General features: G+C 58.7%; 23 protein-coding genes. 8 read left to right on the top strand and 15 right to left on the bottom strand.

The features are described 5' to 3' along the window. Positions 1-1,627 (top strand): vitamin B12 dependent-methionine synthase activation domain-containing protein (locus tag BN1012_RS17790; protein WP_043949509.1); only part of this gene is annotated, 1,627 nt, incomplete at its 5' end. Between the two features lie 5 nt (positions 1,628-1,632). On the opposite strand, the gene BN1012_RS16920 is transcribed toward BN1012_RS17790, so the two are convergent. Together BN1012_RS16920 and BN1012_RS10050 are read right to left on the bottom strand one after the other, a co-directional pair. Then, positions 1,633-3,318, bottom strand: coding sequence for an ATP-binding protein (locus tag BN1012_RS16920; RefSeq protein WP_052535058.1), 1,686 nt, complete (start codon positions 3,316-3,318; stop codon positions 1,633-1,635). Further along, positions 3,315-4,469 (bottom strand): FIST signal transduction protein, encoded by a 1,155-nt coding sequence (locus BN1012_RS10050; protein ID WP_043949508.1) that lies wholly within the window; start codon positions 4,467-4,469, stop codon positions 3,315-3,317. Before BN1012_RS10050 ends, BN1012_RS16920 begins: the two co-directional genes overlap by 4 nt. A gap of 164 nt (positions 4,470-4,633) precedes the next feature. On the opposite strand from BN1012_RS10050, the gene BN1012_RS10045 reads away from it, so the two are divergent. Beyond that, on the top strand, positions 4,634-5,620 hold the full coding sequence (locus BN1012_RS10045) for a threonine ammonia-lyase (protein WP_043949507.1): 987 nt from the start codon (positions 4,634-4,636) through the stop codon (positions 5,618-5,620). A 21-nt stretch (positions 5,621-5,641) separates the two neighbouring features. On the opposite strand, the gene BN1012_RS10040 is transcribed toward BN1012_RS10045, so the two are convergent. Further along, a complete protein-coding gene (locus BN1012_RS10040; RefSeq protein ID WP_052535055.1) occupies positions 5,642-6,163 on the bottom strand; it encodes a protein phosphatase CheZ in 522 nt (173 codons plus the stop codon). An 84-nt stretch (positions 6,164-6,247) separates the two neighbouring features. On the opposite strand from BN1012_RS10040, the gene BN1012_RS10035 reads away from it, so the two are divergent. After that, on the top strand, positions 6,248-6,865 hold the full coding sequence (locus BN1012_RS10035; protein WP_244442887.1) for a class I SAM-dependent methyltransferase: 618 nt from the start codon (positions 6,248-6,250) through the stop codon (positions 6,863-6,865). On the opposite strand, the gene BN1012_RS10030 is transcribed toward BN1012_RS10035, so the two are convergent. The 10 genes from BN1012_RS10030 to BN1012_RS09985 all read right to left on the bottom strand — a co-directional run bounded on the left by BN1012_RS10030 (position 6,824) and on the right by BN1012_RS09985 (position 17,307). Next, a complete protein-coding gene (locus tag BN1012_RS10030) occupies positions 6,824-7,957 on the bottom strand; it encodes a glycosyl hydrolase family 95 catalytic domain-containing protein (protein ID WP_043949505.1) in 1,134 nt (377 codons plus the stop codon). The two genes, BN1012_RS10035 and BN1012_RS10030, sit on opposite strands and share 42 nt — an antisense overlap. 3 nt (positions 7,958-7,960) lie before the next feature. Next, positions 7,961-8,692: a class I SAM-dependent methyltransferase gene (locus BN1012_RS10025; protein WP_043949504.1), complete on the bottom strand. Its 732-nt coding sequence runs from the start codon at positions 8,690-8,692 to the stop codon at positions 7,961-7,963. Continuing rightward, positions 8,664-10,001: a glycosyltransferase family 4 protein gene (locus BN1012_RS10020; protein WP_081826319.1), complete on the bottom strand. Its 1,338-nt coding sequence runs from the start codon at positions 9,999-10,001 to the stop codon at positions 8,664-8,666. Before BN1012_RS10020 ends, BN1012_RS10025 begins: the two co-directional genes overlap by 29 nt. Positions 10,002-10,224: 223 nt before the next feature. After that, positions 10,225-10,602, bottom strand: coding sequence for a hypothetical protein (locus tag BN1012_RS10015; RefSeq protein WP_043949503.1), 378 nt, complete (start codon positions 10,600-10,602; stop codon positions 10,225-10,227). 29 nt (positions 10,603-10,631) lie between these two features. Then, positions 10,632-11,042 (bottom strand): nuclear transport factor 2 family protein, encoded by a 411-nt coding sequence (locus BN1012_RS10010; protein ID WP_043949502.1) that lies wholly within the window; start codon positions 11,040-11,042, stop codon positions 10,632-10,634. Between the two features lie 28 nt (positions 11,043-11,070). Beyond that, a complete protein-coding gene (locus BN1012_RS10005; protein ID WP_043949501.1) occupies positions 11,071-12,048 on the bottom strand; it encodes an alpha/beta fold hydrolase in 978 nt (325 codons plus the stop codon). Between the two features lie 32 nt (positions 12,049-12,080). Continuing rightward, a complete protein-coding gene (locus BN1012_RS10000) occupies positions 12,081-13,619 on the bottom strand; it encodes an FAD-dependent oxidoreductase (protein ID WP_244442886.1) in 1,539 nt (512 codons plus the stop codon). A gap of 212 nt (positions 13,620-13,831) precedes the next feature. Beyond that, positions 13,832-14,296 carry a hypothetical protein gene (locus BN1012_RS09995; protein ID WP_043949500.1) on the bottom strand — a complete coding sequence of 155 codons (465 nt, stop codon included), beginning with the start codon at positions 14,294-14,296 and terminating at the stop codon, positions 13,832-13,834. A gap of 701 nt (positions 14,297-14,997) precedes the next feature. Continuing rightward, positions 14,998-16,755: a class I adenylate-forming enzyme family protein gene (locus BN1012_RS09990; protein ID WP_043949499.1), complete on the bottom strand. Its 1,758-nt coding sequence runs from the start codon at positions 16,753-16,755 to the stop codon at positions 14,998-15,000. A gap of 168 nt (positions 16,756-16,923) precedes the next feature. Then, positions 16,924-17,307, bottom strand: a complete 384-nt coding sequence (locus tag BN1012_RS09985; protein ID WP_043949498.1) for a DUF423 domain-containing protein — start codon at positions 17,305-17,307, stop codon at positions 16,924-16,926. Between the two features lie 100 nt (positions 17,308-17,407). On the opposite strand from BN1012_RS09985, the gene BN1012_RS09980 reads away from it, so the two are divergent. The 3 genes from BN1012_RS09980 to BN1012_RS09970 are packed head-to-tail and all read left to right on the top strand — an operon-like array spanning position 17,408 to position 20,036. Beyond that, entirely contained in the window at positions 17,408-18,523 is a 1,116-nt protein-coding gene (locus BN1012_RS09980) for an Rv3169 family protein (RefSeq protein ID WP_043949497.1), read from the top strand. Then, on the top strand, positions 18,520-19,593 hold the full coding sequence (locus BN1012_RS09975) for a phosphotransferase family protein (RefSeq protein ID WP_081826318.1): 1,074 nt from the start codon (positions 18,520-18,522) through the stop codon (positions 19,591-19,593). The genes BN1012_RS09980 and BN1012_RS09975 overlap by 4 nt, the downstream gene beginning before the upstream one ends. Further along, positions 19,593-20,036, top strand: a complete 444-nt coding sequence (locus tag BN1012_RS09970) for a hypothetical protein (RefSeq protein WP_043949496.1) — start codon at positions 19,593-19,595, stop codon at positions 20,034-20,036. Before BN1012_RS09975 ends, BN1012_RS09970 begins: the two co-directional genes overlap by 1 nt. Before the next feature lie 123 nt (positions 20,037-20,159). On the opposite strand, the gene BN1012_RS09965 is transcribed toward BN1012_RS09970, so the two are convergent. Beyond that, positions 20,160-21,692 carry a sulfatase gene (locus tag BN1012_RS09965; RefSeq protein WP_043949495.1) on the bottom strand — a complete coding sequence of 511 codons (1,533 nt, stop codon included), beginning with the start codon at positions 21,690-21,692 and terminating at the stop codon, positions 20,160-20,162. A 56-nt stretch (positions 21,693-21,748) separates the two neighbouring features. Here BN1012_RS09965 and BN1012_RS09960 point away from each other — a divergent pair, with 56 nt between their 5' ends. Both BN1012_RS09960 and BN1012_RS09955 read left to right on the top strand, forming a co-directional pair. Further along, positions 21,749-22,921 (top strand): MFS transporter, encoded by a 1,173-nt coding sequence (locus BN1012_RS09960; RefSeq protein ID WP_043949494.1) that lies wholly within the window; start codon positions 21,749-21,751, stop codon positions 22,919-22,921. Further along, complete coding sequence (locus tag BN1012_RS09955; protein WP_122381360.1) at positions 22,914-23,795, top strand: TauD/TfdA dioxygenase family protein; 882 nt, start codon at positions 22,914-22,916, stop codon at positions 23,793-23,795. The genes BN1012_RS09960 and BN1012_RS09955 overlap by 8 nt, the downstream gene beginning before the upstream one ends. On the opposite strand, the gene BN1012_RS09950 is transcribed toward BN1012_RS09955, so the two are convergent. After that, complete coding sequence (locus BN1012_RS09950; protein WP_043949492.1) at positions 23,792-25,180, bottom strand: dicarboxylate/amino acid:cation symporter; 1,389 nt, start codon at positions 25,178-25,180, stop codon at positions 23,792-23,794. The two genes, BN1012_RS09955 and BN1012_RS09950, sit on opposite strands and share 4 nt — an antisense overlap. Positions 25,181-25,265 lie beyond the last annotated feature (85 nt).

Raw genomic sequence — 25,265 nt, 5'->3', positions numbered from 1 at the left:
GCATGTGATTGAAGGCCCGCTGATGGACCGCATGAATGTGGTCGGTGACCTTTTTGGGGCGGGCAAGATGTTCCTGCCGCAGGTGGTGAAGTCCGCACGTGTGATGAAGAAGGCGGTGGCGCACCTCATTCCTTTCATTGAAGAGGAAAAAGAGGGCAGTGGCGACACTCGTGCCAAGGGCAAGATCCTCATGGCGACAGTGAAGGGCGATGTGCACGACATCGGCAAGAACATCGTGGGCGTTGTGCTTCAGTGCAACAACTACGATGTGGTTGACCTTGGTGTGATGGTGCCTGCTGAAACCATTCTGGAAGAAGCCAAGAAACACAAAGTGGACATCATTGGCCTGTCCGGCCTGATCACGCCGTCGCTCGATGAGATGTGCTACGTCGCGGCTGAAATGCAGCGGCAGGGTTTTGACATTCCACTGCTCATTGGCGGTGCCACGACTTCAAAGGTGCATACGGCGGTCAAGATCGCGCCGAACTATGAAAACCCTGCCATCTATGTGACCGATGCCAGCCGTGCTGTTGGCGTAGCGTCCGCTCTTTTGTCTGACACGGGCAAGGAAGAGTACGTCAAGGAAATCGCTGACGATTACAAGCAGATGGCGGAGAAGCACGCGGCTGGCCGCAAGGACACTGTCGTCTTTCCCATTGAAAAGGCCCGCGCCAACAAGGTGCCGGTTGATTGGCAGGGCTATGAGCCGCCCAAGCCAGAGTTCCTCGGTCTCAAGGTGTTTGAAGGCTATGATCTGGGCGAACTGGTGAGCCGGATCGACTGGACGCCGTTCTTCCGCACCTGGGATCTGGCGGGGGCTTACCCGGCCATTCTGGAAGACAAGGTTGTGGGCGAAACCGCGACGAGTCTGTTCAATGACGCGCAGGCAATGCTGCAGCGGATTGTTGGGGAAGGCTGGTTCAAGCCCCGCGGTGTGATCGGCTTCTGGCCAGCCAACGCTGTCGGCGATGATATTGAGCTCTATACGGATGACAGCCGAAGCACCGTCAAGGCAACGGTGCATACGCTGCGTCAGCAGATGGAGCGCAAGGGCGCCAATGCCCGGCCGAACTTCGCCCTGGCGGATTACATTGCGCCCAAGGACACGGGACTTGCTGACTATTTCGGCGGCTTTGCCGTCACGACCGGTGATGAGGTCGAGCAGCGGGCGAAGGAATTTGAAAAAGACCACGACGACTATTCGTCCATCATGGTCAAGGCCATGGGCGACCGGCTCGCGGAAGCCTTTGCGGAGCGCATGCATGAGCGGGTCCGCAAGGAGTTCTGGGGCTTTGAGCCGGATGAAGACCTGTCGAACGAGGATCTTGTTTCGGAAAAGTATCGCGGCATCCGCCCGGCACCGGGCTACCCGGCCTGTCCTGACCATACCGAGAAGCGCACGCTTTTCGATATTCTGGAAGCTGAAGCGAATACCGGTCTGGAACTGACCGAAAGCTTTGCGATGTTCCCGGCTGCTGCTGTGTCCGGGTATTATTTCGCACACCCTGACGCGGCCTATTTTGGCGTCGGTCGCATCCACAAGGATCAGGTTGAGGACTATGCCAAGCGCAAGGGCATGGAGCTGTCCGTTGTAGAGCGCTGGTTGCAGCCGAACCTCGCCTACTAGGTGGATCAGTCGAGCATGGCGACCTGGACGTAACCGGGCATTGCGCGCGTTGACGGTAACTGCAGGTGAACTGTCGTTCCCTTGCCCAGCTCGCTCTCCACTCTGACATCTCCGCCATGGAGGTGCAGCAATGACGCCACCATGGGCAGGCCAAGGCCCGTTCCCGCATGCCCACGGGTATGCGCACTACTCACCTGCTCGAAAGGCTGGAGTGCGCGCGGAATGTCTTCCGGTGCCATGCCGATGCCGGTGTCGGATATGGAAACTATAATCTCACCGACGTCAGACAGGCTGGACGTGATGGCGATTTCGCCGCCCGGGTCGGTGAATTTTACGGCATTGGACAGGACGTTCAAAAACACCTGACGCATGGCGCGTTCGTCCACCCATACCGGCGGCAGGTAGGCTGCGTCCTTGGTAATCGTGATGTTCTTGGCCTCGGCTGTCGGCTCAATCAGCCGGCGGCAGACGCTGATGATGTTGCCCAGATTGACCTGTTCTTCTTCAAGGTCGAATTTCCCGGCCTCAATCTTGGACAGATCGAGAAGATCATTGATGAGGCTCAACAGGTGGTGGCCGGAAGTGCGGATGTCGCCGGCGTAGCTGCGATAGATGTCCGGCACTTCGCCCATGATTTGTTGCTCGATGGCTTCCGAGAAGCCGATGACCGCGTTGAGCGGCGTTCGCAATTCATGGCTCATATTGGCCAGAAATTCCGACTTCATGTGGCTTGCAGCCTCGGCAGCTTCCTTGGCGGCGCGCAGTTCACTCTCAATTTCCTTGCGATCTGAAATGTCAGCAAAACTTGCAACAAAACCACCGGTGCGCAGCGGCTGGGTGCTCACATCCAGCGTGCGGCCTTCGCTGGTATGTTGTTCGAAAGACTGGGGTTGCTTTGCAGACAAGCGCTCGCGCCAGTAATCGATCAGTTCGGTGCGGGCGGCATTGTTTTCAAGCTGTGGTGCCACGCCATGCTGCAGCGCTGCCTCAAGCGTCTGGTGTTGCTCCATGAACTCCGGCTCGAGATGGAGCACGTCGCAAATGCGGTTGTTCCAGGCTGTGATTTCGCCAGCCTGATCCACCATCATGATGCCATGGCTGACATTGTCGAGAACCGCGCGCAGCCTGTCGCTCGTGGCCTTGAGTTCCCTTTCGCGCAGGTATCGCTCGGTCATGTCCTTCAGGATGCAGATCACGTGCGGTTTTGTGCTGCGGCTGATCGGGCTGAGCGTCAGCAGCAGGACGAGTTCCGTGCCATTGCTGTGGGTCGCCGTGATGCTCTGTTCGCCTGAATGCTGCTCGAGGTGAGGGAGAAAGTGGCGCAGCGTATTGCCGACCATCTGGTCGGAGGCATACCCAAGAATATTCTCGGCTGCGTTGTTCGCAAATTCGACCTGCAGGTCAGGGGTCGCGAGGATAACGCCCTCATCGACGCCTGAAATGATGGCGCGGAAGGTTTCCTCAGCTTCTTCTTCCAGAGCGCGATTGAGCTCCAGCATTTCTTCGGACATCAGTTTGGTGGCATGGCGGCTGCGCGCTGCGTTGGCGTCGCCTTCGCGATACGCGCCATCAACCAGTTTGATCAGTTCCGCCTCGTCGATCGTTCCATCCTGATTTTGGGCACGACGAAGCTGTCGCTCCAACAGGGGATGGAGCGTTTCAGGCACTTTCGAGGTTGGTGCCTCGCTCATGCTTCACCCAGCAAAGTGATTGTCATGGTCTGGTTGTGGAGTTCGCAGATGCCCGATGCGGCATGTGGCGAAAGCTCTCCATAGGAATAGAACCCGATCGTGGGCATGCCGTTCAGCTGATCGCTCACGGCTTCCAGTTCTTCACCGGTGCGCTGACCCAGCAGGAGCTTGCGTCCAATGCAGCTGACCAGGATGCCAATGCTGCTCTTGCTGTCACAGCCCCATCGCGGCGCGGCATTCGCTGCTGCGTCACCGGCGCCGGAAATCAGGTTTTCGAAATTGCCCATCATCAGCTGAGCGTTTTCGCCTTCGGGGATGTCGCCGGCGAATGTGAGGCTCTGGTCTTCTTCATTGATACCGAGGATCGTTCTTACCGCGTCATGATCGTCCGCGGTTTCCTCGTTGTTCGTGCGGCAGATCTTCAAGGGAAACAGAAGACCACTGGATGGAAGTTCGCTTGCGGCGTCGCCGAGATACTTCTTGTAGAGATCCAGCGCCGGTTTGCCGTCCAGTTCATAGAGCACATTGTCCTTTGACCGGGTGATACGGCGCTGGGGACCGAACTCTTCCCACCCGCCTGCATTGCCATGAGACATGCGCACCGCATCGCCATAAAACCCAACAGCTGCAATGCGGCCAGCGCGAAGACTTTCATTTGCCCCCACGCGGGTCACGCCAAAGTCCGCACCATCTCCGGCAAGGCCACCGGTAATGGCGGCGGACGAAATGATTTTCTCACGAAGGCCGCGGACCAGTTCACTGCCATTGACCTGCAGGCCTTCCGAAATGACAAAAATGCCGGCCAGGTCATCGTCAGCGAGTTGCATGCCCAAAGACTGCCCGGCTGCGAAACTGTCTGTAGAGGTCTGCACATCCGCTGTGGCAAGACGCGTGGGCGTATTGTCGAAGGCCAGCGCGGTTGCCACCGCGGACCCTTCCATGACCTCGTCACCGAGTATTTCACCGCCGGTGCTGCAGGCAACAATGTCTGCCTCTGGAAAGTCAGTCTGAAGGGCGCGGATCGCCTCTGCGGCCTCGCCAAGTGCCGGGTCCATGAACGCCAGAACCACCTGCGCGTGCGCGAGCGGAGAGTCCTGATGCTCCGGGCGCCATGTTGCAGCGTCGTGTAGTTTGAGTTGCTGACTTTGCATTGCGGCAATCCCTTGAGGTAATTGAGGTTTCAGGATCGCAGAAATAGTCAAATGTCGAGTTAACGCGCCGCCGTCCTTTGTTAGGGTTTTGTTAGGCCTCGCGCGGGATCAAGCGATATTCCAGAAGTGGTTTTCGCGTCTCCTCTAGTGCGATAACAAGCGGGATGCGCAACCTTCCACTTGACCTCGATCTGATCCAAGACGCTGCCGCGCGGCTGCATGGCCACGCTCTCGTCACGCCGCTTTTGCGCCATGACGGGCTGGACAGACTTGTTGGCGGGCGGGTTTTCCTCAAGGCAGAAAACCTGCAGCACATCGGGGCCTTCAAGTTTCGCGGTGCTTACACAGCCCTTTCCAGGATCGATGAGGACCTGCGGGCCAACGGTGTGGTGGCCTGGTCGAGCGGCAACCATGCGCAGGGCGTCGCGATGGCGGCGCGCACATTCGGCGTGCCGGCAACGATTGTGATGCCGCACGATGCGCCCACAGCAAAGCGTGAGACGACACTCGCGCTTGGCGCAGATGTGGTCGGCTATGATCGTGCAACCGAGGACCGCCAGGAAATTGCGACCGCCATATCCAACGAAGGCGGGCAGGTCAAAATAGCGCCCTATGACGATATTGATGTCATGTCAGGGCAAGGCACCGTGGGGCTTGAGATCGTCGAGCAGCTCAGTGCGGCGGGCCATGTTGCCGATCAGGTGCTTGTGCCGTGCGGTGGGGGCGGACTGACTGCTGGGCTATCGACGGCAATGAAGGCCCTGTCGGCCAAAACCCGCATCCTCACGGTTGAACCTGAAGCGTTTGACGATACGCGCAGGTCACTGGCCGCCGGTCATCGACACCAGAATCCCTCCACCACAGGCTCAATCTGTGATGCGTTGCTAGCACCCACGCCCGGAGAGCTGACGTTTGATGTGAACAGGAAAAGCGTCAGTGAGGGGGTGGCTGTCAGTGATGCTGACGTTGCCCGCGCCATGCGGTTTGGATTTCACGCGTTGAAGCTTGTGCTGGAGCCGGGCGGTGCTATCGCCCTTGCAGCGCTGCTGAATGGCTCGGTGGAGACCAAAGGGCAGACCAGCGTCGCTGTTCTGAGCGGCGGCAATGCCGATGCTGAGCTGTTTGCAGATGTGCTTGCGGAAAAAATCTAGCGGTGTGTCGGCGCAGATCTGTTAGGCGAACATTGCGTCAACGGCGTCCTGGTCAATGCCTTCGCCTTCTGCAGCGGGTCCATTGAGCAGGTGGGCGTCGGGACGCGTATCGACTGCAGGGGCCTCATCGCCAAGCAAGGCAGATGTCCGACGCTCAAGTTCCTTCAAGACAGCAACGACTTTGCTGATGCGCTGGCCGGTGATGTCCTGGAAGGAGCAGGCCATAAAGATCTCGGCGGTCAGTTCTCCGATGGCTTCGCCCTGCGTTGCGGCTGCGTCGCTTCCATTGTCCAAGGCGGCAACGTTGGTGGCGATGTCATCCAGTTTTTCGGCGGTTTCCAGAATGGAGGATGTGGCACTTTCAGTTGCCTCGACGATGGCATCCAGCTCGCCGGTTGCTTCGCTCACGCGATCACCTGCTGTGTTTGATTCACCAATGTCACTGATTTCCTTGCGCGTTGCTGCAATGCTATTGTTCATTGCTTCAAGCTGCGCGCGGATCATTGCAAGCTTCTGTTCTGCAGTGCCTGGTTTTTCAGCCATAGTCATGCCCCGGTTTGTATCTGAAAATCTGACGTCACAATCTTTGATTGCATAGTCCCAAACCTAAGTTGCTGAATGGTTGAGATGAGATCTTCTGACCTCCCGATTGATATTGAGACTGTAAAAGGCTTCCTGGCACCTGAAGAAGGGCAGGCCCTGCGGGAGCATGCTCAAGCAAGCGCCGACCTTGGTCCTGCGCTGGAAATCGGCAGTTATTGTGGTAAATCAACCGTTTACCTTGGTCTTGGTGCGCGCGATGGCGGCGGGCAGGTTCTGGCCGTTGATCATCATCGCGGGTCTGAAGAAAATCAGCCCGGTCAGATGTTCCATGACCCTGATCTGGCCGATGGGCACGGTGGAATTGATACTTTGCCGCTTTTTCGCAAGACCATTAGGGATGCGGGTCTGGAAGATGTGGTGATCCCGGTGGCGACGTCAGCGGCACATTTTGCTCGGGTCTGGCAACAGCCCCTAGGCATGGTTTTTATTGACGGTGGGCACACGCTGGAGGCAGCGCTTACGGACTATCGGTTGTTCGCGCCGAAAGTTGCACCGGGCGGTATTCTGGCCATTCACGATGTGCATCCGGATCCCGAGACGGGGGGGCGGCCGCCTTACGAGGTGTACGAGCTGGCGCTGGCGTCAGGCTTGTTTCGTGGCCTAGCGCTTATTGAGACGCTGGCGATCCTGCGCCGCATCTAGACCGTCAATATCCGGCAGGGTGTGGTCAATGAGCGCGTTGCAGGCCGCAGTTGATTGCGTCACGGCGTCGGCAGCAAGAATGACAGCGCCCGCAGTCCATGCGGGCTTTTCGGCAGGCCAGGGTTTGCCGACCTCGGTCTGAATGCCCATCCAGTAGGCCCCATCGTCATCGGCATGCTGATGCTGCCACGACAGCATTTTCTCGGCACGTTTGCGGTCGCCCATACCCAGCAGGGCGAGGCAGAGCTCTGCCGACTCAGCAACAGTCACCCATGGCTCATGGACCACGCAGCGACAGCCGACGCCGTCTTGCACGAACTCATCCCACCGCGAAGCGATTTTTGCGTAGGCGGCATCGCCAGTGAGGGCGCCACCAAGGACGGGGTAGTACCAGTCCATGGAGAAGGTGTCTTTTGGTTCCCATGTGCGGTCAAACCGGTGTGGTTTGTGGCGCAGGGCGTCTCCAAGGGCTTCGCGTGATGCAATCCATTCACCGGCAAGGTCAGTATGGCCGAGCGTCGCGGCAATGTGTGCTGCGTGCTCCAGGCTCTTGTGGATGGAAGAGCTTGCGGTGATCAATGCGTCATCAGGCGCATCGGTGTCGCGGGAGGCCCAGCGTATTTCGCCGTGCTCTGACTGGTGGCTGACAACAAATGCGAAGGCTTTTTTGATGGTCGGCCAGAAATGCTGCAGGAAGTCTGTGTCCTGTGTGAGCAAATAGTGATGCCAGATGCCCGTTGCGATGTAGGCAGCGCTGTTGGTGTCGCGCTCGTATTTCTTGTCCTGCTCGTCCTCGCCGGTGTAGCGCTGCTCATCCTCGTCCAGAGGGACGGCAGAGCCCATTTCCATCCACCAGGACCCATCTTCAAGCTGGATGTCCACAAGGTGCTGGTACGCCCGCACAGCGGCCTCGCGCTCGCCCATGACATCAAGTGCCATGGCCGCTTCGGTGTGGTTCCATGGATCAAAGACGCCGCCGTCATACCAGGGGATGGAACCGTCATCGCGCTGCAACTCGAGAATGCGCGCAACGGCACCGTCGAACAGGCCGTCGTGGATTTTTGATCCCTTGGTGAGGTGAAGAGTGCTCACCGCTTATGCGCCCCCGCTTTGGGTGGCCTTGCTGAAATACATCACGACACTTTTGCCCATGAGGGGATCTGCGATCTTTTCAAGCATCCGCGTCAGCCACGGGCGCTTGACGATGTCCCACGCCAGGAAGCGGTGATAAGTGCGGACAAAGAAATTCTCGTCATCGCGGACACCAACGGCACAGCGGATCCACCAGTAGGGTGAGTGCAGGCCGTGCGCCCAATGGCGCTGCAGGAAGGAAAGACCCTGCGCTTCAACGGCGCCGCGCAGCTGACCTTCGCTGAAGATGCGCACGTGGCCGCCGGGTGTGTTGTGGTAGTCCTCGGACAGGGCCCAGCAGATGCGTTCGGGCCAGTAGCGGGGCACGGACACACCAAACCTGCCGCCCGGCTTGAGCACGCGGTTGATTTCTTTCACGGCACCCAGATAGTCGGGGATGTGCTCCAGCACTTCCGAGCAGATGATCTTGTCGAAGGTGTTGTCAGCAAAGGGCAGCTTGAGCGCATTGCCGACCGAAAAGCCGAAGCTGCGCGGGCTTGAAGGGTCAAGGTCTGGAAAATCCAAGAATCCCTTGCGGGCCTTTTGAACATCCTCGAGCAACAGGTCGACACCAACGGCCTGAATCTCGTCCTTGGCAAAGTAGACAGCATGCATATGCCGTCCTTCGCCGCAGCCAAGGTCCAGAACCCGGTCGCCTTCCTGAAGGTTAAGCTTGGCGAAGTCGACCGTGCGCACGTCCGATAGTCTCCAGATAAATTTTTTCGAGGTTCTCGGCAGTGCGGCTCCACTGGAATTCCTTGAGCATACGCTCACGGCCCGCAGCGCCAATGCTGTCGCGCAGGCTCTTGTCGTCCAGCATCTTCGAGATTTGTGCAGCCAGAGCGTCCGGATTGGAGTTGGGCACAACCGGTGCCGCATCGCCGGCCACTTCAGGAAGCGAGCCGCCGTCTGTTGCAATCACCGGTGCGCCGCACGCCATGGCTTCGCCACAGGGGAAGCCGAAGCCTTCATAGACGGACGGTGAGATGGCGATGGTGGCTTCTGCATACATCTTGGTGATGTCTTCGTCGGTCAGACCGCCGGACACGAATTTCACCTTGTCCTTGATGCCGCGACGCTCAAGTTCCTTGGACGTGTTGCCTTCGCGCAGGGAGCCGATGACGACCAGTTCGAGGTCCGGATACTTTGGCAGCAACTGATCGTATGCGCGGATCAGATAGATGAGACCCTTCAGAGGGACATCTGCACTGGCGCAGGCGATCAACCGGTTTGGCTTGCGCTCGATCTCGGGCATGGGACGCCACTGCTCTGTATCAATGCCGTGATAGCAAAGCTCCAGACGATTGGGATCGAGGCCGAAATCCTTCGACACATCGCGCAGCGTGGATTTGGAGACCACGATGAGGTCTTCAAGTTCGCGCGCGACTTTGATCTGCATGTTGAGGAAGGAATACCAACGCCACTTCAGGAAGGCGAAAAACGGGTTTGGCGAGTGCTTGATGTCGATGCGGCGATCGCGGGTGATGGGGTGGTGGATGGTTCCCAGCACCGGCATGCCCATGTCGCGCATTTTGAGGAGACCCCAGCACAGGGTCTGGTTGTCGTGAACGATGTCGTAATCGTTGACGCGGGTCTCAGCCCATTTGGCCATGCGTTCACCGAACGTATAGGGCTCGGGGAAACCACCGGAATTGTGCCACCACCATTCTTTCACATCGAGCCAGTCGCGCATCTTGCCGGACCACAGCGCCTTGATCGGGTGCGGGTCCGCATACAGGTCCAGCGATGGCAGCTTGATCAGCCGACAGCGCGGGTCCAGCACCGGATAGGGCTGGCCGGACACGACGTCGATTTCGTGGCCACGATCCGCCAGGGCCTTAGTGATAAGGCGCATATACACACCCTGGCCACCAGTGGTGGGGTTGGAGCGGTAGCTGGGCATCAGCATGCGAAGGGGGCGGTCAATGCCGGGGCGGGCGCGAGTGTCGATGGGCTCGCGCGGCTCAAAGTCCGGCACGTCAGCGCGTGATAGCGCCTGGCTCATATAGCCTTACTCCTGCAAACGCGCATTGCGGCGCGGCTGCTTATAAATGGCGGGAAATCCCACAAAAAAGAAAACACGCCTTTGATATTGGCGATGGCCACCGCGCTTATGGCTGCGGCTCCCGCCAGGCATGTTGCGGCGCGATCATAACGATGTGCACCGCACACGCCAAGGGAGCTTACAAATTAGTCAGGAAGGTCAAAATTCAAGGCCTGACAAGGAATTATGCGGCCTGATCGCCCATAAAATAGCGTACCAGATCTACGTAATCGAAGATCAGGGACACGAAGATGGTGATCGAGAGCACCCAGAGATACCGCCCGCCCCAGGTCGACGCATCGAAGGTGGTGCGCCGTCGCCAGAGATACACAAGCAGCGGGGTCCACAGAATGATGTGAGAGAGACCCAAGATGCGGGTGTAGCCGTAAGTGTCGTAGAGAAAGCCCATCAAGAAGAGATTGGCGACCCACGCTGCCAGAACCCAACGCGCCTCGACACGATGAAACACAAAGAGGATGGCGGCTGTGTTCAGGACGATCATCCAGTACACCCAGCCCTGAATCAGCGGTCCCTCACGGGCGATATCGGCCATCATGTCCATTGTCTGCGTCCCCTGTTGATCGTTGCTGCCTAATTGATGGCAGTCGGTTTTGTTTCTTCTTCTTGCACGGGCGGCTCATTCGCTGGGCCCGCCTGATGATGGATCAGTTTCCAGCCGCCGCCAGCTTCGTCCCTGCGGAACATGTTCGTGGCAATCAGATAATCCGATCCGATCAACTCGTAGCAAATCACAATGCCGACAGAGCCATGCAGAGTGACATCCGCGGACAGGGGGGTGATGGCGGGTGGGGCAGGTCCTTCAAAAATGTTTTGGAAGGATGACAGCACATCTTCAAATCCGCGTAGTGGTGCCCAGCCGGGGTGCAGGCAGGTGATGGCGTCATCAGCGGCCCATAACGAGGCCATGGCCTGAATGTCGCTATCGGCAAAGGCCTGATAGAACGCATCATTGGCGAATAGAAGCGCTGCTCGGTCGCTCATTTTGCTGAGGTTGCCCCTCGTTGTCGTCCTACGCGAAGCGGCGTTTCAGCCAGTCCGTGATGAGAGCGTTCAGTTCATCCGGCTTTTCAGCCTGAGTCCAGTGACCACAGTCTGGAATGATATGTTTCTCGAGGTCCGGGCAGAACTGCTCCATGCCTTCGGTGAGTTCCGGGCGCAGGACAACGTCATTTGCTGCTGAAATCATCAGGCAGGGGACATTCACCTTTTCGGGAAGGTCTTTCGAGCGTTCCCAGTTGCGGGTAAAGTTGCGGTACCAGTTGAGGCCACCGGTGAAGCCGGTGCTGGTGAAGGCTTCGTGATAGTAGGCCGCTTCTTCAGCGGTCAGCAGCGGGTCACCGCCCCATTCTTCTTCGGGGACTTCAAACAGTTTCGCGAGGGCCAGGTTCTTGGCGGCGTCAGGCGCTGCGTTGTCGAAGTCTTCGAGTGTGACAGCGCTCTTGCGGTACCAAAAGCGCAGGGACTTCGCGATGTCCTTGCCAAACAGTTCATCGGCTGCGCCGGGCTTTTGGAAAAACACGATGTACATGTCTTCGCCCATTGTGGCGCGCATGGCTTCGATCGGATCAATCGGGCCGCGTGCGATGAATGGCGTGTTGACGCCGATGACACCGGCGACACGGTCGGGGTGGCGCAGCGGCATCTGCCAGACAACAAAGCCGCCCCAGTCATGTCCACAGAAGATGGCCTTGTCGATGCCCAGTTCATCGAGCATCGCCACCATGTCGCCGGTCAGGTGCTCCATGTCGTAGTCTTCGATGGCTGCAGGAATTTTACCGGTTGTCGCATCTACCGTGCGCCCATAGCCGCGCTGGTCGGCTGCTATGGCGCGAAAGCCTGCATCCGCAATGGCTGGTATTTGATGACGCCACGAATAGGCCAGTTCCGGGAAGCCGTGGCACATGACGACGGGCACACCGGTGCCCTGCTCATAGACGGCGAGTTTGAGGCCATTGGCCTCGATGAATTTGGGCTCTGGAAATGACATGAGCAGCACTTTTCTGATTTTTTATTGTATCGCTAAGCGGTGGCGGGCTTTGCGTCGAGACGCAGGTGCATTTCATCGCGCTCGGGCCCGAGCTTTGGCGGATAGAGGTGTTTTTTTGTGGCCTTGGGGCGCACCCACATCCACAGGATCCGCAGAATGTTTGCCGGACGTTGCAGCCAGTCCATGGGTGGCTCCAGCATGTGAAAGCCTTTCATGGCTTCCCGCAGCAATGGCGTGCTGCCGCGCACGGCGGGCGTGATGGCATCTTCAGCAAAGCTGGCCATCAAGCGGCCTTTCAGGCTCGCGGTCTTTGCGCCGCTAACGCCCCGTTCGGCCTGAAGCATGGCGCTTTTGTCCTGCTTCACCATGCTGTCGTAATAAGGGCGGATGGCCTGCTCCAGCCTGTCGGCATAGATGATCGCGCGTTGTTGGGGATCACCGTTGGCCTGCAGGGTTTCTGCAAGCGCATGGGCTTCTACGAAGGCGCAGGAGCAGCCGCGGCCATACAGCGGGTTTGTGCGAATGGCAGCGTCGCCAATAGCAAAGAAGTTGGTCACCAGCGCGCATTGCTTGCCCTCATTCTCCGTGGCGATGAAAGATCGCCAGCGACTGGCAAGTTTGCCCATGCCAAGCACTTTGCTTGCCGGATCGGATCGGTCTGGTGACACCCAGTCGGCGATGCCGGGCAGGGACATACAGGCCGCGTCGAACTTTGCGGGATCCACCATGGCCATCCGCAGGCCGGTTTCAATCTCAGGGACGGCGAGGGTGATGGAAAAGCAGCCATTGTCCGCAGGAAAGACACCGTATTTCAGATATCCCAGATCACCGGCGCCAGGAACGATGCCACGGGAGGGCTCTTCGCATCCGGGTTTCAGCCGGTAGTGCCGGGTGAAGTAGAGAATGCCGCATGGCTCGGTCTCTTCCGTTGGAACGATGCCTTCCTTTGCCAGCCAGGACGGTACCTGTGACGTTCGGCCGGTTGCATCTATCACTATGTCGGCGTGGCGGGCGCTTAGAGGTGATGTATCTGTTTCGGCCATTACCCCGGTGACTGCCGGAGGCCTGGTTTTTGTATCGACGACAAGGTCGCGCACGCGGACGCCTGTTTCCAACGTCACATTGGGAAGGTCTGCGACATAGCCGCGAATGACAAACTCCAGCGTTGTGCGGCGGGAGGTGAGGATCGTCAGGTCCTGATCCTCCGGTGATGGCTGGTAGGTATTGCGCAGCGTCGCCGGCAGACCATCTTCAAATGTCAGTTCGCGACACCCGGCATCAAGCAGGCGCTGCAGCAAATCCGGGTAACTGTCGCGCAGCAGCTGATAGAGGACTGCAAGGAACGCATGGCTGTGGCGCACATGGCCGACGCCTTTTCGGTTCCATTGGGTGAAGGCTTCGTCTGCAGATGTGGCAGGCGGGGGCGCGTCACGATCTAGCACCGTGATGGTGTGGCCGTCCCGGCTTAACGCCAGCGCAGAGGCAAGGCCGGCGATGCCTGAACCCAGGACGATGATGGAATGCTGTGTGGATGACAGCTCATGCGTGGGAGCGGGGGTGGTCTGTGTCACGGTGGCGTATCCAAGCGATAAAGAGGTCGCTGGGACTCTAGCCGTGTCGCTCGTCACGTCAAAGAGCGGACACCGACGGTTTTGGACTGTAATCCGGCAAAACGAGGCGCCACATAAGGAAAAACCGGCGGCTCCCCAAAGGGCGCCACCGGTTTGTCCAGTGCTTCGTCAGCCTATCTGGACTTGGCACTTATGGGTGCCAAGAGGTCCTTTCAGCCGCGACGTTTCGCAGCCTTACGCTTAGGTGCTGCTTTCCGCTTAGCTGCAGGGCGCTTCTTAGCGGCAGCTTTCTTCTTGGCAGCAGGACGCTTCTTAGCAGCGGCCTTCTTCTTCGTAGCTGCTTTCTTCTTCGCAGCAGGCCGCTTCTTAGCGGCTGACTTCTTCTTGGCTGCTGCCTTCTTCTTAGCGGCGGGGCGCTTCTTGGCAGTAGCCTTCTTCTTCGTAGCTGCTTTCTTCTTGGCAGCAGGACGCTTCTTGGCAGCGGCCTTTTTCTTCGTTGCTGCTTTCTTCTTCGCGGCAGGGCGCTTCTTAGCAGCAGTTTTCTTCTTCGCTGCGGCTTTCCGCTTAGGAGCCGCCTTCTTCACAGTTTTCTTTTTCGCGGCAACTTTCCGCTTTGGTGCCGCTTTCTTCTTAGCGGCGGATTTCTTCTTCGTAGCGGCTTTCTTTCTTGCAGCCATGTGGTCCTCTCCCAATCTTTCTCATGTCACACCAGGTCAACATCACTGATCGTGTGTCTTTAGTGGTGTCGTCACCGGTAAGTCCGGCCAATGGCCGACACCCTTCAAACGAAGACGCACGCCGGCTTGAGCTAATTACGCACAAGGACGGTTACGTTCTTGTGGTTAACAGAGTGTTATTCGATTGGGCGCTGCTGCAAGTGTTTGCGCGTGTTCATTGGCGCACCGGACTCTTCTGCATGAGATTGCGTGCAGTCTTACATGCAGTGAGCACTGACTTGCTTGTTGTTTCGTATTCGCTTCGCCGTGTTTGTTTGATGTTTGTCCGTACACTGACTAAAAACGCTGAAACGCAGTCAAACGCTTGCTTTTTTGGGCATGCCTGTGGCAGGCGGGCGACTCCGCAGTGCCGCATGAGCTGTAGGCAGCACTGCTAAGTTGTTTGTTCCGTTGCGGCTTTGCAAAGCTATGCACAGGCGTGTTGCGCAGATGCATCACTTGCTGCGGGATTGTTTTTTTTAGTTGCGTGCAAAAGGTGTTGAGCACGCGTTTTTTGCATTTTTGATGCGTTTTGATTCGTTTGCAAAACGCGCAATGGACTCCGACACACACATCAAATCACGCGGCGCGCACTGCAAACAAAAACGGCGCAGCAAGTTTTTGCTGCGCCGTTTGTTGTGTGTGTGTCGTTTGTCGGGACGTTAGATCAGTCCCCATTCCTCACGCAGCTGACGCTTGAGGATTTTGCCGTTCGCATTTCGGGGAAGCGGATCGGTACGCAGTTCAATCTTCACCGGCACTTTGAATGCCGCGAGGTGCTTGCGTACGAAAGTCTGCAGATCACCTTCCGTGACGCTTGACCCAGGTGTGACCTGAATGACGGCACCCACTTCTTCGCCAAGAACCTTGTGCGGGATGCCGATGACAGCGGCGTCCATGACATCGTCGTGGCTGTAAAGCGCGTCTTCCACTTCAACGCAGTACACATTCTCGCCGCCGCGGATGAGCATGTCCTTGGCGCGGTCGAGGATGTAGATGAAGCCTTCTTCATCAATGCGGGCAAGGTCACCGGAGTGAAGCCAGCCATCGGTGAATGTTTCAGCAGTGGCTTCCGGCTTGTTCCAGTATTCCTTCACGACGTTTGGACCATAGATCCAAAGCTCGCCGACTTCGCCGGTCGGCAGCGTGTTGCCATTTTCATCAACGACCTTGACGTCGCACACGGGAATGGCCGGACCGCAGCTTTCAGGCTTGGCGATGTATTCAAGGCCTGCATTCTGGCTCGAGGCTGCGGATGTTTCCGTCAGACCGTATCCATTTGCGGCTGATGAGGCCGGGAACAGCTTCTTGATCTTCTCAACAAGCTCAGGCGCAGCTGGCGCACCGCCATAGCCGATGCCTTCAACGCTTGATGTGTCATAGGTGTCGAACTCAGGGTGCTCAACGACCTGCCACACCATGGCAGGGACGCCGCCGAAGCTGTTGATCTTTTCACGCTCGATAAGTTCCAGCGCACGGGTGGGGTCCCATTTGAACATCATGACCAGCTTGTTGCCGGCGTTGAGTGTGCCGCACAGGATGGCGTGCAACCCTGTTGCGTGGAACAGCGGGACGGAAATCAACATGCACTTCTTGGGCATGTTGGCGACGTCCGGCAAAGGCTGGCCGTAGCGCAGAAGTTGCCGCACCGGCGCGATGCCAAGTCCAACGACATTGCCGCAGATGTTGCGCTGGGTACCCAGGGCGCCTTTCGGGCGGCCTGTGGTGCCTGACGTGTACATGATGGTGGCGTCGTCCTCGGGCACCAACTCAACAGCCGGTGGCTCCTGATCAGGCAATGACGCGTAGTCTTCGTGCTTGCACAGCACATCAGCGAAGTGTTCAACCTTTGCGTCACTATCGGGAAGCTTGGTCGCGCGGGCTGCGATCACCGACTTGATGCCAAGACGGTTCGCAAACGCGGAAATGACGTGGGCGCGTTCTCCATCGGCGAACACCAAAGATGTGCCGGAATCTTCAAGGCCGTATTCCAGCTCTTCGCCGGTCCACCAAGAGTTAAGCGGGACCATGATGGCGCCGATGGATGCGCCTGCGAAAAAGGCGATGGGCCATTCAGGATAGTTGCGCATGGCGATTGCAACGCGGTCGCCCTTCTTGACGCCATACTCATCCTTGAGCTTGTGGGCGAGGGCAGAGGCTGCCTTGTGGAACTCGCGATAGGACAGGCGGTCATCCTCGAACACCACGAATTCGTGGTCGCCGTGTTCCTTGGCCATGGTAAACAATTCGCGCAGGCTGTTCTTGGCTTCCTTCCACACACGCATCTTCAAGCCGCGCACTTCGGCTTCGGTCACTTCGAACGGCGTGCCCGGTGACGTCATGAGGGCGTGGGCGTCGGCGACGCTCATGATCGGCTCTGACGGAATCTCGGGTGTGGATGGTGCTGCGGCTTCACTCATGCCGGGTATCTCCCTGAAAAACACTGGAATTCAGCACTTTTTTTTCCGCTTAGATGCGGTGTGCCTGATTTTGCGCGGGACCATACAGGATGGCGCGGCGAGAGTCATGGGGATGTAAATCACCTGTTTCGTCTGTTATTTGCGACAGATACAGGCTCGGTGGACACCCTATGTGCTTTTGAGTGCTGCATAGAGCAACGTTGCCCAGCCACAGAGGAAGGCAAGTCCGCCAAGTGGTGTGATCAACACCAGAGCGCGGCTTTCCGTCAGGCCATAAAAGTAGAGCGATCCCGAGAACAGGACGATGCCTGTCAGGAACGCCCATCCGGCAACTGTAGGACCGGTGGCTGTGATTCCGGATTGCGGGCTGATGCTGGCAAGCCAAGCGACGCCGACCAGCGCCAGCGCATGATACATGTGGTATTGCGCACCGGTTTCAAACGCTGCCAATGCGCGCTCTCCGACACGTCCCTGAAGCCCGTGAGCCCCGAATGCCCCTGCGGCAACTGCGATGAATCCGTTCAGGGCGGCGAGGGTAAGCCAGAGTTTCATCTGCAAATTCCTTATTTTCGCGGGCGCATATGCTTGACCCGTCGGGCACGGGCGGCTCTCATTCTACCCAATTAAAAACACAATACCTCAGGGAGTGGCCATGCTTACGAAGGCCGATGATTATGCGATCCATCAGGCGCCGGTGCCGATTGCCTATGCAACCACCGACCGCAATTTCTATGACCGCTATTTTTTCAATGGCTATCCGCAGGATGCAGCCGACGTAAATGGCGACGGGCACTTTGCGTGCGCGTTTGGCGTCTATCCCGGTCACAACATTATGGATGCTGCCTTTAGCGTCATCGTGGATGGCGTGCAGAAGAATGTGCACGCCTCGAAGGTGATGCATATGGAGCGGATGGACACGCAGGTGGGTCCGATCCGCGTTGAGATCGTTGAGCCGTTGCAGGTGCTGCGCGTTATTGTGGAAGACAATGAGCACGGCATCAGCGCCAATCTGACCTTTACCGGTCGCACACAGGCGCTGGAGGAACCACGTTTCATCTCACGGGTGGGTCCGCGGACGGTGATGGACTACACCCGCCTGACCCAGAACGGCGAGTGGGAAGGCTGGATCGAGGTTCAGGGCAAACGCATTGAGGTGACCCGCCCGCGCTATCGCGGCACGCGCGACCGGTCCTGGGGTATTCGTCCTGTGGGTGCGGCTGATAGCCAGCCGGTTGCGCCGCCGCCGGAGCCGCAATTCTACTGGCTGTGGTGCCCGCTCAATTTTGACGATCGGATTTCGCTCTATCACATCAATTCCGATCGACAGGGGCACGCATGGAACACCAATGGTGTGGTGTGTCCCGTTGGCGGCGAGCCTGTGGAGTATGGGCGCTGTTCGTCTGACGTCACGTTCAAGCCGGGCACGCGTCATGCTGCCGGGGCGACGCTGACACTGAATGGCGAAGATGGTGACACCACGATTACGCTCGAGCCGCACTACACGTTCTACATGCAGGGGCTTGGCTATGTGGGCTCCGACTGGGGGCATGGCCACTACAAGGGCGAGAATGCCCTTGGGTATGACGAGATTGTGCTGGCGGATGCGCCGGCCTTGTCGTTTGAGCATCTGCATATTCAGGCGTTTTCCTCCGCGACAATGACGACGCCGGACGGAAAAGTGCGCAAAGGGCAGGGTGTGTTTGAGCAGCTGATTATTGGTGCTCATGATCCATCCGGATTTGCAGACATGCTGGACGGTGCCAAATGAGCGAGACGCAACCTCTGGAGCCGGCGCTCGTCGATCTTGCTGCCCGCTTTGGTGATTATCTTGAAGCGCATATGCCGGACGTGACGACGGCGGATGTGGAAGCCATGGAGCGCATTCATGGTGGCGCATCGCGCGAGACGTTCCGGGTGAAAGTGCATCTGCGCACCGACCCGACGAAGCCGGGCGAACATCGCGGCCTGATCCTGCGGCGGGATCCTGTGGGCAGCCTGATCGACACGGACCGCGATGTTGAGTTCAACGCCTATCGCGCGTTCTTCAATACGACGGTGCCGGTTCCCGAAGCGCTGTTTCTTGAAATGGATACCAAGTGGCTGGATCGGCCCTTCTTTGTAATGTCGGAAATTCCGACGGGCGAAGCACAGTCTCCCTTTGCACCGGACCCCTATGGTGAGTTGGCGCCCAAGCTGGGAGAACAGTTCTGGCGGCATCTGGGGACGATCTCCGGGGCGGACCCGCATGCGAATGGTCTGGCTGACAAAATGGAGGCCCCGGCGCTGGACGCGTGCTGGCAGAAGGAACTCGACTATTGGGAAGGCGTCATTGACGATGACCAGCTTGAGCCGCACCCGATAGCGCGCGCTGCCATCCGCAAGTTGCGCCGGTCGCCGCCGCCGCCTGCACAAAAGCTTTCCGTCATTCATGGGGATTACCGTATCGGCAACTTCATGAGTGACGAGCAGGGCGACTTTACCGCCGTACTGGACTGGGAGATGTGCCATCTGGGTGATCCGCTCGAGGACCTGGCCTGGGCGCTTGATCCAATCTGGGCGGCAACTGATCCCAATGTGCCTGCATCGCTTATCAACCGTGATGACGGTATCGCCCTTTGGGAAAAGTCCTCCGGTCTCACGGCGGACCCGGCAGCGCTGGCGTGGTGGGAGTTGTTCTCCAACGTCAAAGGCTTGGGTATCTGGATTTCGTCGAGCCACGAATATGCGACCGGCGACAACAAGGACCCGATCCTGGCGTTCTCTGGTTTGTTCTGCACGGCCAAGCACAACGAGATTGTGGCAGCCAAGCTGCTTGCAAGTTTTGAGGAGGCACACTGATGCGGCCTGAAGCAAATGACCTTCTGAATGGCGGGTTCGGCACGATGCTCATGGAGATCGCGCCCAACCTCAATGCCACCTACTCAACCGGCAGTGCGTCTGTGGTCGGCCTGCTGATGTATTGCGCGGGCATTGAATATGAGCGCGGTGCGGATGTGCGGGTGAAAGAGAACGAAGCCTTTCGCGCCATTTTCCGTGATGCGATACCCAACCTCACAGGCGACCTGCAGAACCGCATTGGGTCCGCCGGTCATGGGACAGACGACGTGCTGACCATCAGTGCGCTCAACGTCACCAATGATGCGCTGCGTGAGTTGCTGATTGAACTGCACGCCCATGTTGAAGATGTGGACGACCAATGGGCACGTGGCATCGAACACGCCATCCTCAAGGCGCTGAATGACTCTGGTCAGATGCGCAAGATTGAGTTGCCGGCGCTTTAGTCGCTCGCTGGACGCGTTGTGCTGCCGCATGGATCCCCCGGTCAAGCCGGGGGATGGCGGTTGCTTTCATTTGTCTTTCTCTCTACCGCGCCGTTGTCCGGCTTGACCGGACAATCCAGATGCCTACGACATGCCCAGTCGCTCATACTGCTCCTGCGGGGCCTCTACATCGTCAAGGGCATGGCGGAGAAGGTCGAGATAGGTCCTGGTATCGCTGCTGTCGGCACGGTCCGGTTCTTCGCCCACGGGCGCTGACAAGTCGTAGAGATGGTCGCCGGAGAATTTGCGACCGGCCCAGTAGGGCAGCATGTCGCCGGGCACGAAGGGCTGGCGGATCACGGGCACATTTGACCCGGGGACTTTGCGCAGCTCCGCCCGGTCGTCGGGCAGCGGAAAGATATCCTGCGTGTGGATTTCCTTGCCGTCGGGACCATTGACGTGGATGGGCATGGTGGACCAGCGGTTGGAATACATGGCCAGCGGCGTGTTTTTGCCGGAAGGTGCGCGGGCAAACAGATGCTGGCCATCGGTGACCTGAACTTCACGGCCCCACACCCCGGTCAGCACATAGTCGCGGACATCCTTTGAGGTATCGGACAGGACAGGCAAAAGTGACTTGCCGTGGGTACGCTGGCGCACGTCGAGGTCATAGAGGTCTGCCAGTGTCGCGAAAATGTCGACGCTGGTGGTCAGGGCATCGGTCTCGCCGGGCGTGATGCCGGGGCCGGTGATGTAGAGCGGGATGTGGCCGAGAGTCTTTTGAACCGGCGTGCCCGGTTTGCCCCAGATGTCCTTCTCGCCGAGATAGTGGCCGTGGTCGGTTGTGAGGATGATCATGGTGTCGTCGAGGCGCCCGGTCTCCTCGAGTGTTTTCATGACCTTGCCGAACCAGTGGTCGATCATGGAGAGCTTGGCGCCGTACTGGGCGCGGATCTGCTTGCCTTCGCGTTCGGAGATAAGGCCCTGTTCCACGGCACCAACCGCATAGGGCGGCCAGATCAGCGGGTCCTTGTGCCAGTCCTCGTCATACATCTTCGACCATTTGTCCGGGGTGTCGAACGGCTCATGGGGGTCGAACTCATCGACGAACAAAAAGAAATTGTCGTGGTGGGGGGCGTGGTCGCGCAGCCAGTCTGCGGTGGCGCGCATGGTGCGGGGGCCGGGAAAATCCTCCTCACCGCCGAAGTAGCCGCGTGAATTGTCGTAGGGCATTTCGCGGGGAATGAAGTGCGGTGTGCCCTGCCAGCTGGGATCGGGGCGGGTCTTCCACGGGTCGCTTTCATGGCCGCGCAAATAATCCCACGCCTTGAAGTCAGTGTGGTAGTTCTCGCCCCCCGTTTCGAACAGGTGCGGGTGGTCGGCAACCAGCATTGTGGTGACGCCCTTGCGCCGCATGGCGTAGGTGATGGCGTCTTCCCAGATTTCGATGGAGCCCCAGGGTCGCCAGAGAAAGTCCATGGCGCCGACGAGAATGTCGTGCCGGGCGGGCATGCAGGGCAGGGAGCCGGTGAAGTGGCGATTGAACTTGAGGGCGTGTTTGGCGAAGGCGTCAAAATTGGGGGTCTCGAACTCTTCACCCCCATAGCTGCCCAGCATGTGCCGGTTCAGGCTGTCGAACAAAAGGACGATGACGTTCTTTGTCTTGGTGCGGTCCAAACCCGTGTCTCCCCCTACCGGTCGTGTTGCGCCAAGCTTAGGGGAGGGGGCGCTGGATGACCATGTCGCTGGAACACCGATATGCGTTTGCCTATGGCGCGATCTTCCTCGCCATGGGGACGTTCCTTCCCTATTTTCCCGTGTGGCTCGAGTCCCGGGGGCTGTCGCCGTATGAAATCGGGCTGCTGTTTGCCATCTCCGGCGTGGTCCGCATGGGGACGATGCCGGTCATTGCCTATCTGGCGGATCGGGCCGGGGCGCCGGTGCGGGTGTTGCGTGTACTGACGGCGGTCACGCTGGTGGCCAATCTTGTCTATCTCGCCACGGGCAGCTTCTGGCCGATCCTTGCGGTGCTGATGGTGATGACCGTATTCGGGCCGCCGATCATGCCGATGACGGATGCGCTTGCCATGCGCGACAGCGAATCCGGCAAGCTTGTCTATGGACGGGCGCGGGCTTGGGGGTCTGTTGCGTTCATTGTGGCCAATCTCGGCGTTGGGGCAGCGCTGGGCAGCCTTGGGCCTGACCTGGTCATCTGGGTGATCGTGTTTGGCGGCGTATTGAACTTTGCGGCCTATTTTCTGCTCTCAGACCAGCGCGAAGGCGATGCCGAGATCAGCGGTGTAGGGCGGGTGGATCTTGCCAGCGCGGTACGGCTGGTTCGGTCGCCGGTGTTTCTGGTCTTTGCCTTTGCTGCAGCGAGCGTGCAGGCGACCCATGCGGTGTATTACGCGTTCGGCACGTTGCACTGGCAATCGCTTGGTCTCAGCGACAGTGTTATTGGTGCGTTGTGGGCCTGGGCCGTGGTTGTCGAAGTTGTGCTGCTCTGGAAGGCGGCACCCATCGTGGCGCGGTTTGGTCCGGCGATGCTGATTGGCCTTGCGGGCGCTGGTGGCATCGTGCGGTGGACGATCATGGCGTTTGATCCGCCGTTCTGGTCCTTGCCTGTGTTGCAATGTCTGCATGCCATGACGTTTGCTCTGGCGCATCTGGGCATCATGCAGTTTCTGGTGCGCGGGGTGCCGCCACAGCTCGCCTCGACGGCGCAAAGCGTCTATTCGGCTTTGGCCAGCGGCATCGTCATGGCCGGGGCGACCTATGCGTCCGGGCGGTTTTATGAGGACTTTGGCGGGCTCACCTACCTTGCGATGACCGCCCTAGCTGTGCTTGCTTGCGGCGCGGCCTTTTTGGGCCACCGAATTTGGAATGGAGGCCGGATCGATGGGTGATCCAGCAACGAAGAGCGACCCGCCTTTTGAGGTTGTGCCTACGGGTGCCGCTGTTGGCGCTGAAATTCGCGGACTTGATGTGCGGACGCTGGATGACGCTACGTTTTTGGCGCTGCGTCAGGAATGGCTGACCCACAAGGTGCTGCTGTTCCGCGGCCAGTCGATGAGCGACGATGATCTGGTTGCGTTTTCAAAGCGCTTTGGGCCGCTTGATCTGGCACCGGCCAGCGCGACGGACAATGTGGGCTCTCAGGAAAAATCCCGTCCCGATATCTGGATTATTTCCAACGTTGTTGAAGATGGAAAACCCATCGGTGCCCTGGGCTCGGATGAGGCTGAGTGGCACACGGACATGTCCTATGTGGATCAGCCGCCCATGGCGAGCGTTCTGTACTCACTGGAGATACCGCCCAGCGGGGGCGACACGAGTTTTGCGAATATGGTGACGGCGCTCGACGCGCTTCCTGATGATCTGCGGGCAAAGATCGAAGGCCGTATTGCCAACCATGACTCCAGCTACACCAGCGTAGGTGAATTGCGTGCGGGTGCTGAGCCCGTAACGGATGTGACCAAGGCACCGGGCGCCCGGCATCCGATCATCCGCACGCATCCTGAAAGTGGTGAGAAGGCGCTTTATCTGGGGCGTCGCAGCAATGGCTGGATCGTGGATATGGACAGGGCCGAGAATGAGGCGCTGCTCGATGCCCTGTGGGCGCATTGTGCGGATCCGCGTTTTTCATGGACCCATCAGTGGCGCAAGGGCGACTTGCTGATCTGGGACAACCGGTCCCTCAACCACAAGCGTGAAGCTTTTGACCCCAAGTCCCGGCGCGTGATGCATCGCTGCCAGATCAAGGGTGACACGCCTGCTTAGGGTATCGGGCTGATTTCGTCCTTCGGCGGCATGGCTGGGGTCTCCTCGGGAGGCAGGTCTGCCGCAATCCACCGGTCCATCACTACGCAGGCAACCAGGTCGCCCGCCACGTTCACAGACGTTCGTGCCATATCCAGAACGCGGTCAACACCGAGAATGAGCACGATGCCTGCTTCAGGCACGCCGATGCCTGAAAGGATCGATGCGAGCACGACGATGCCAACGCCGGGCGTGCCCGGTGCGCCGATGGATGCGCCGACAGCAGTAACAACGATGAGGGTGATGGCGGCGAGCCCTATGTCGATGCCGAAGACCTGTGCCAGAAACAGGGCGGCGGCGGCTTGGTAAAGCGCTGTTCCGCCCATGTTGATGGTGGCGCCCAACGGCACCACGAAGCGGGCGATTGCCGCGCGCACCCTGAGGCTTTCTTCAGCGGTGCGCAGGGACACCGGCATGACGGCGGCGGAAGAAGATGTGGAGAAACCCAGCAGCATGACTTCCCGGATCTGCGCCATGAACCACAGTGGGCTTTTTCGCCCGATCAGCATGACCAACGCCAGATAGAACAACATCAGCAGGACCAAACCGACCAGCACCGTCAGCACATAGGCCCCTGTGCCGATCAATGCATCCACTCCTACTTCCGCGACGACCTGGGCCAGCAGTCCGAACACGGCGATGGGCGCAAATTGCATGGCCCATTTGACGATCACCATGCAGGCAGCCTGGATGGAGCCCATCAAATCCAGAAACGGAGTGGAATCGGTTTGGGGCAGGTTCACCATGGCAATGCCTAGAATGGCAGCGGCAATGACGATCTGCAGCATATCGCCGTTTATCAGGGTTTCGAACGGGTTGGTGGGGATTAGCTCGACGATGACAGTGGTCACGCCGGGTTCTCCAAGATCGTCTTCCATGTCCGGGTCTGCGATAGGGACATTGGGTGCGTCGGCAACCCGATCTTCCAGAAGGGCGCCGTCGAGGTAAGCACCGGGTTTGAATGCCGTTGCGACAGCGAGGCCAAACAGTGCGGCGACGATGGTTGTAACCAGGAAGTACAAGACGACCCTGCCGCCGAGTTTCTGTAACTGCTCGCCACTGCCACCTGCTGCGATGCCGCGGATGACAGAGGCTGCAATGAGCGGCACGACCACAAATTTGATAATGGCCAGAAACAGATTGCCGGGCAGGGCGAGCCAGGCGCCGATACGGTCCGACCATTCCGGGTGCACAAGGTTCATGCCGGGGCTTAGCAGGATGCCTGTGCCGATGCCCAACGCCATGCCGATCAAAACCTGCAGCCATAGGCGGCGCCTGATGAGCATCTGCAGTTGATCCGTCATCCGGATCAAGGATCGTGAGGGTACGGTGGCCGATTTGGGCATGACAAGTCCTGTTCAAACACGATGCAAAATATCGACCCTAGCGCTTCCAGTTTGACATGATTTGCGCACCACGTCAGAACGCTTG

It is taken from the genome of Candidatus Phaeomarinobacter ectocarpi, assembly GCF_000689395.1.
GTDB lineage: Bacteria > Pseudomonadota > Alphaproteobacteria > CGMCC-115125 > CGMCC-115125 > Pyruvatibacter > Pyruvatibacter ectocarpi.
Note: the sequence above shows the minus strand (reverse complement) of the source record. Positions and strands in the feature narration are given on the sequence as shown.

Coding starts and splice junctions, on each gene's coding strand:
- BN1012_RS09975 (WP_081826318.1), top strand. CDS start 18,520: ATGAGCGAGACGCAACCTCTGGAGCCGGCGCTCGTCGATCTTGCTGCC.
- BN1012_RS09950 (WP_043949492.1), bottom strand. CDS start 25,180: ATGCCCAAATCGGCCACCGTACCCTCACGATCCTTGATCCGGATGACG.
- BN1012_RS10040 (WP_052535055.1), bottom strand. CDS start 6,163: ATGGCTGAAAAACCAGGCACTGCAGAACAGAAGCTTGCAATGATCCGC.
- BN1012_RS09980 (WP_043949497.1), top strand. CDS start 17,408: ATGCTTACGAAGGCCGATGATTATGCGATCCATCAGGCGCCGGTGCCG.
- BN1012_RS09990 (WP_043949499.1), bottom strand. CDS start 16,755: ATGAGTGAAGCCGCAGCACCATCCACACCCGAGATTCCGTCAGAGCCG.
- BN1012_RS10015 (WP_043949503.1), bottom strand. CDS start 10,602: ATGGACATGATGGCCGATATCGCCCGTGAGGGACCGCTGATTCAGGGC.
- BN1012_RS09970 (WP_043949496.1), top strand. CDS start 19,593: ATGCGGCCTGAAGCAAATGACCTTCTGAATGGCGGGTTCGGCACGATG.
- BN1012_RS10050 (WP_043949508.1), bottom strand. CDS start 4,469: ATGCAAAGTCAGCAACTCAAACTACACGACGCTGCAACATGGCGCCCG.
- BN1012_RS10005 (WP_043949501.1), bottom strand. CDS start 12,048: ATGTCATTTCCAGAGCCCAAATTCATCGAGGCCAATGGCCTCAAACTC.
- BN1012_RS10020 (WP_081826319.1), bottom strand. CDS start 10,001: ATGAGCCAGGCGCTATCACGCGCTGACGTGCCGGACTTTGAGCCGCGC.
- BN1012_RS10045 (WP_043949507.1), top strand. CDS start 4,634: ATGCGCAACCTTCCACTTGACCTCGATCTGATCCAAGACGCTGCCGCG.
- BN1012_RS09955 (WP_122381360.1), top strand. CDS start 22,914: ATGGGTGATCCAGCAACGAAGAGCGACCCGCCTTTTGAGGTTGTGCCT.
- BN1012_RS09985 (WP_043949498.1), bottom strand. CDS start 17,307: ATGAAACTCTGGCTTACCCTCGCCGCCCTGAACGGATTCATCGCAGTT.
- BN1012_RS10010 (WP_043949502.1), bottom strand. CDS start 11,042: ATGAGCGACCGAGCAGCGCTTCTATTCGCCAATGATGCGTTCTATCAG.
- BN1012_RS16920 (WP_052535058.1), bottom strand. CDS start 3,318: ATGAGCGAGGCACCAACCTCGAAAGTGCCTGAAACGCTCCATCCCCTG.
- BN1012_RS09960 (WP_043949494.1), top strand. CDS start 21,749: ATGACCATGTCGCTGGAACACCGATATGCGTTTGCCTATGGCGCGATC.
- BN1012_RS09995 (WP_043949500.1), bottom strand. CDS start 14,296: ATGGCTGCAAGAAAGAAAGCCGCTACGAAGAAGAAATCCGCCGCTAAG.
- BN1012_RS10035 (WP_244442887.1), top strand. CDS start 6,248: ATGAGATCTTCTGACCTCCCGATTGATATTGAGACTGTAAAAGGCTTC.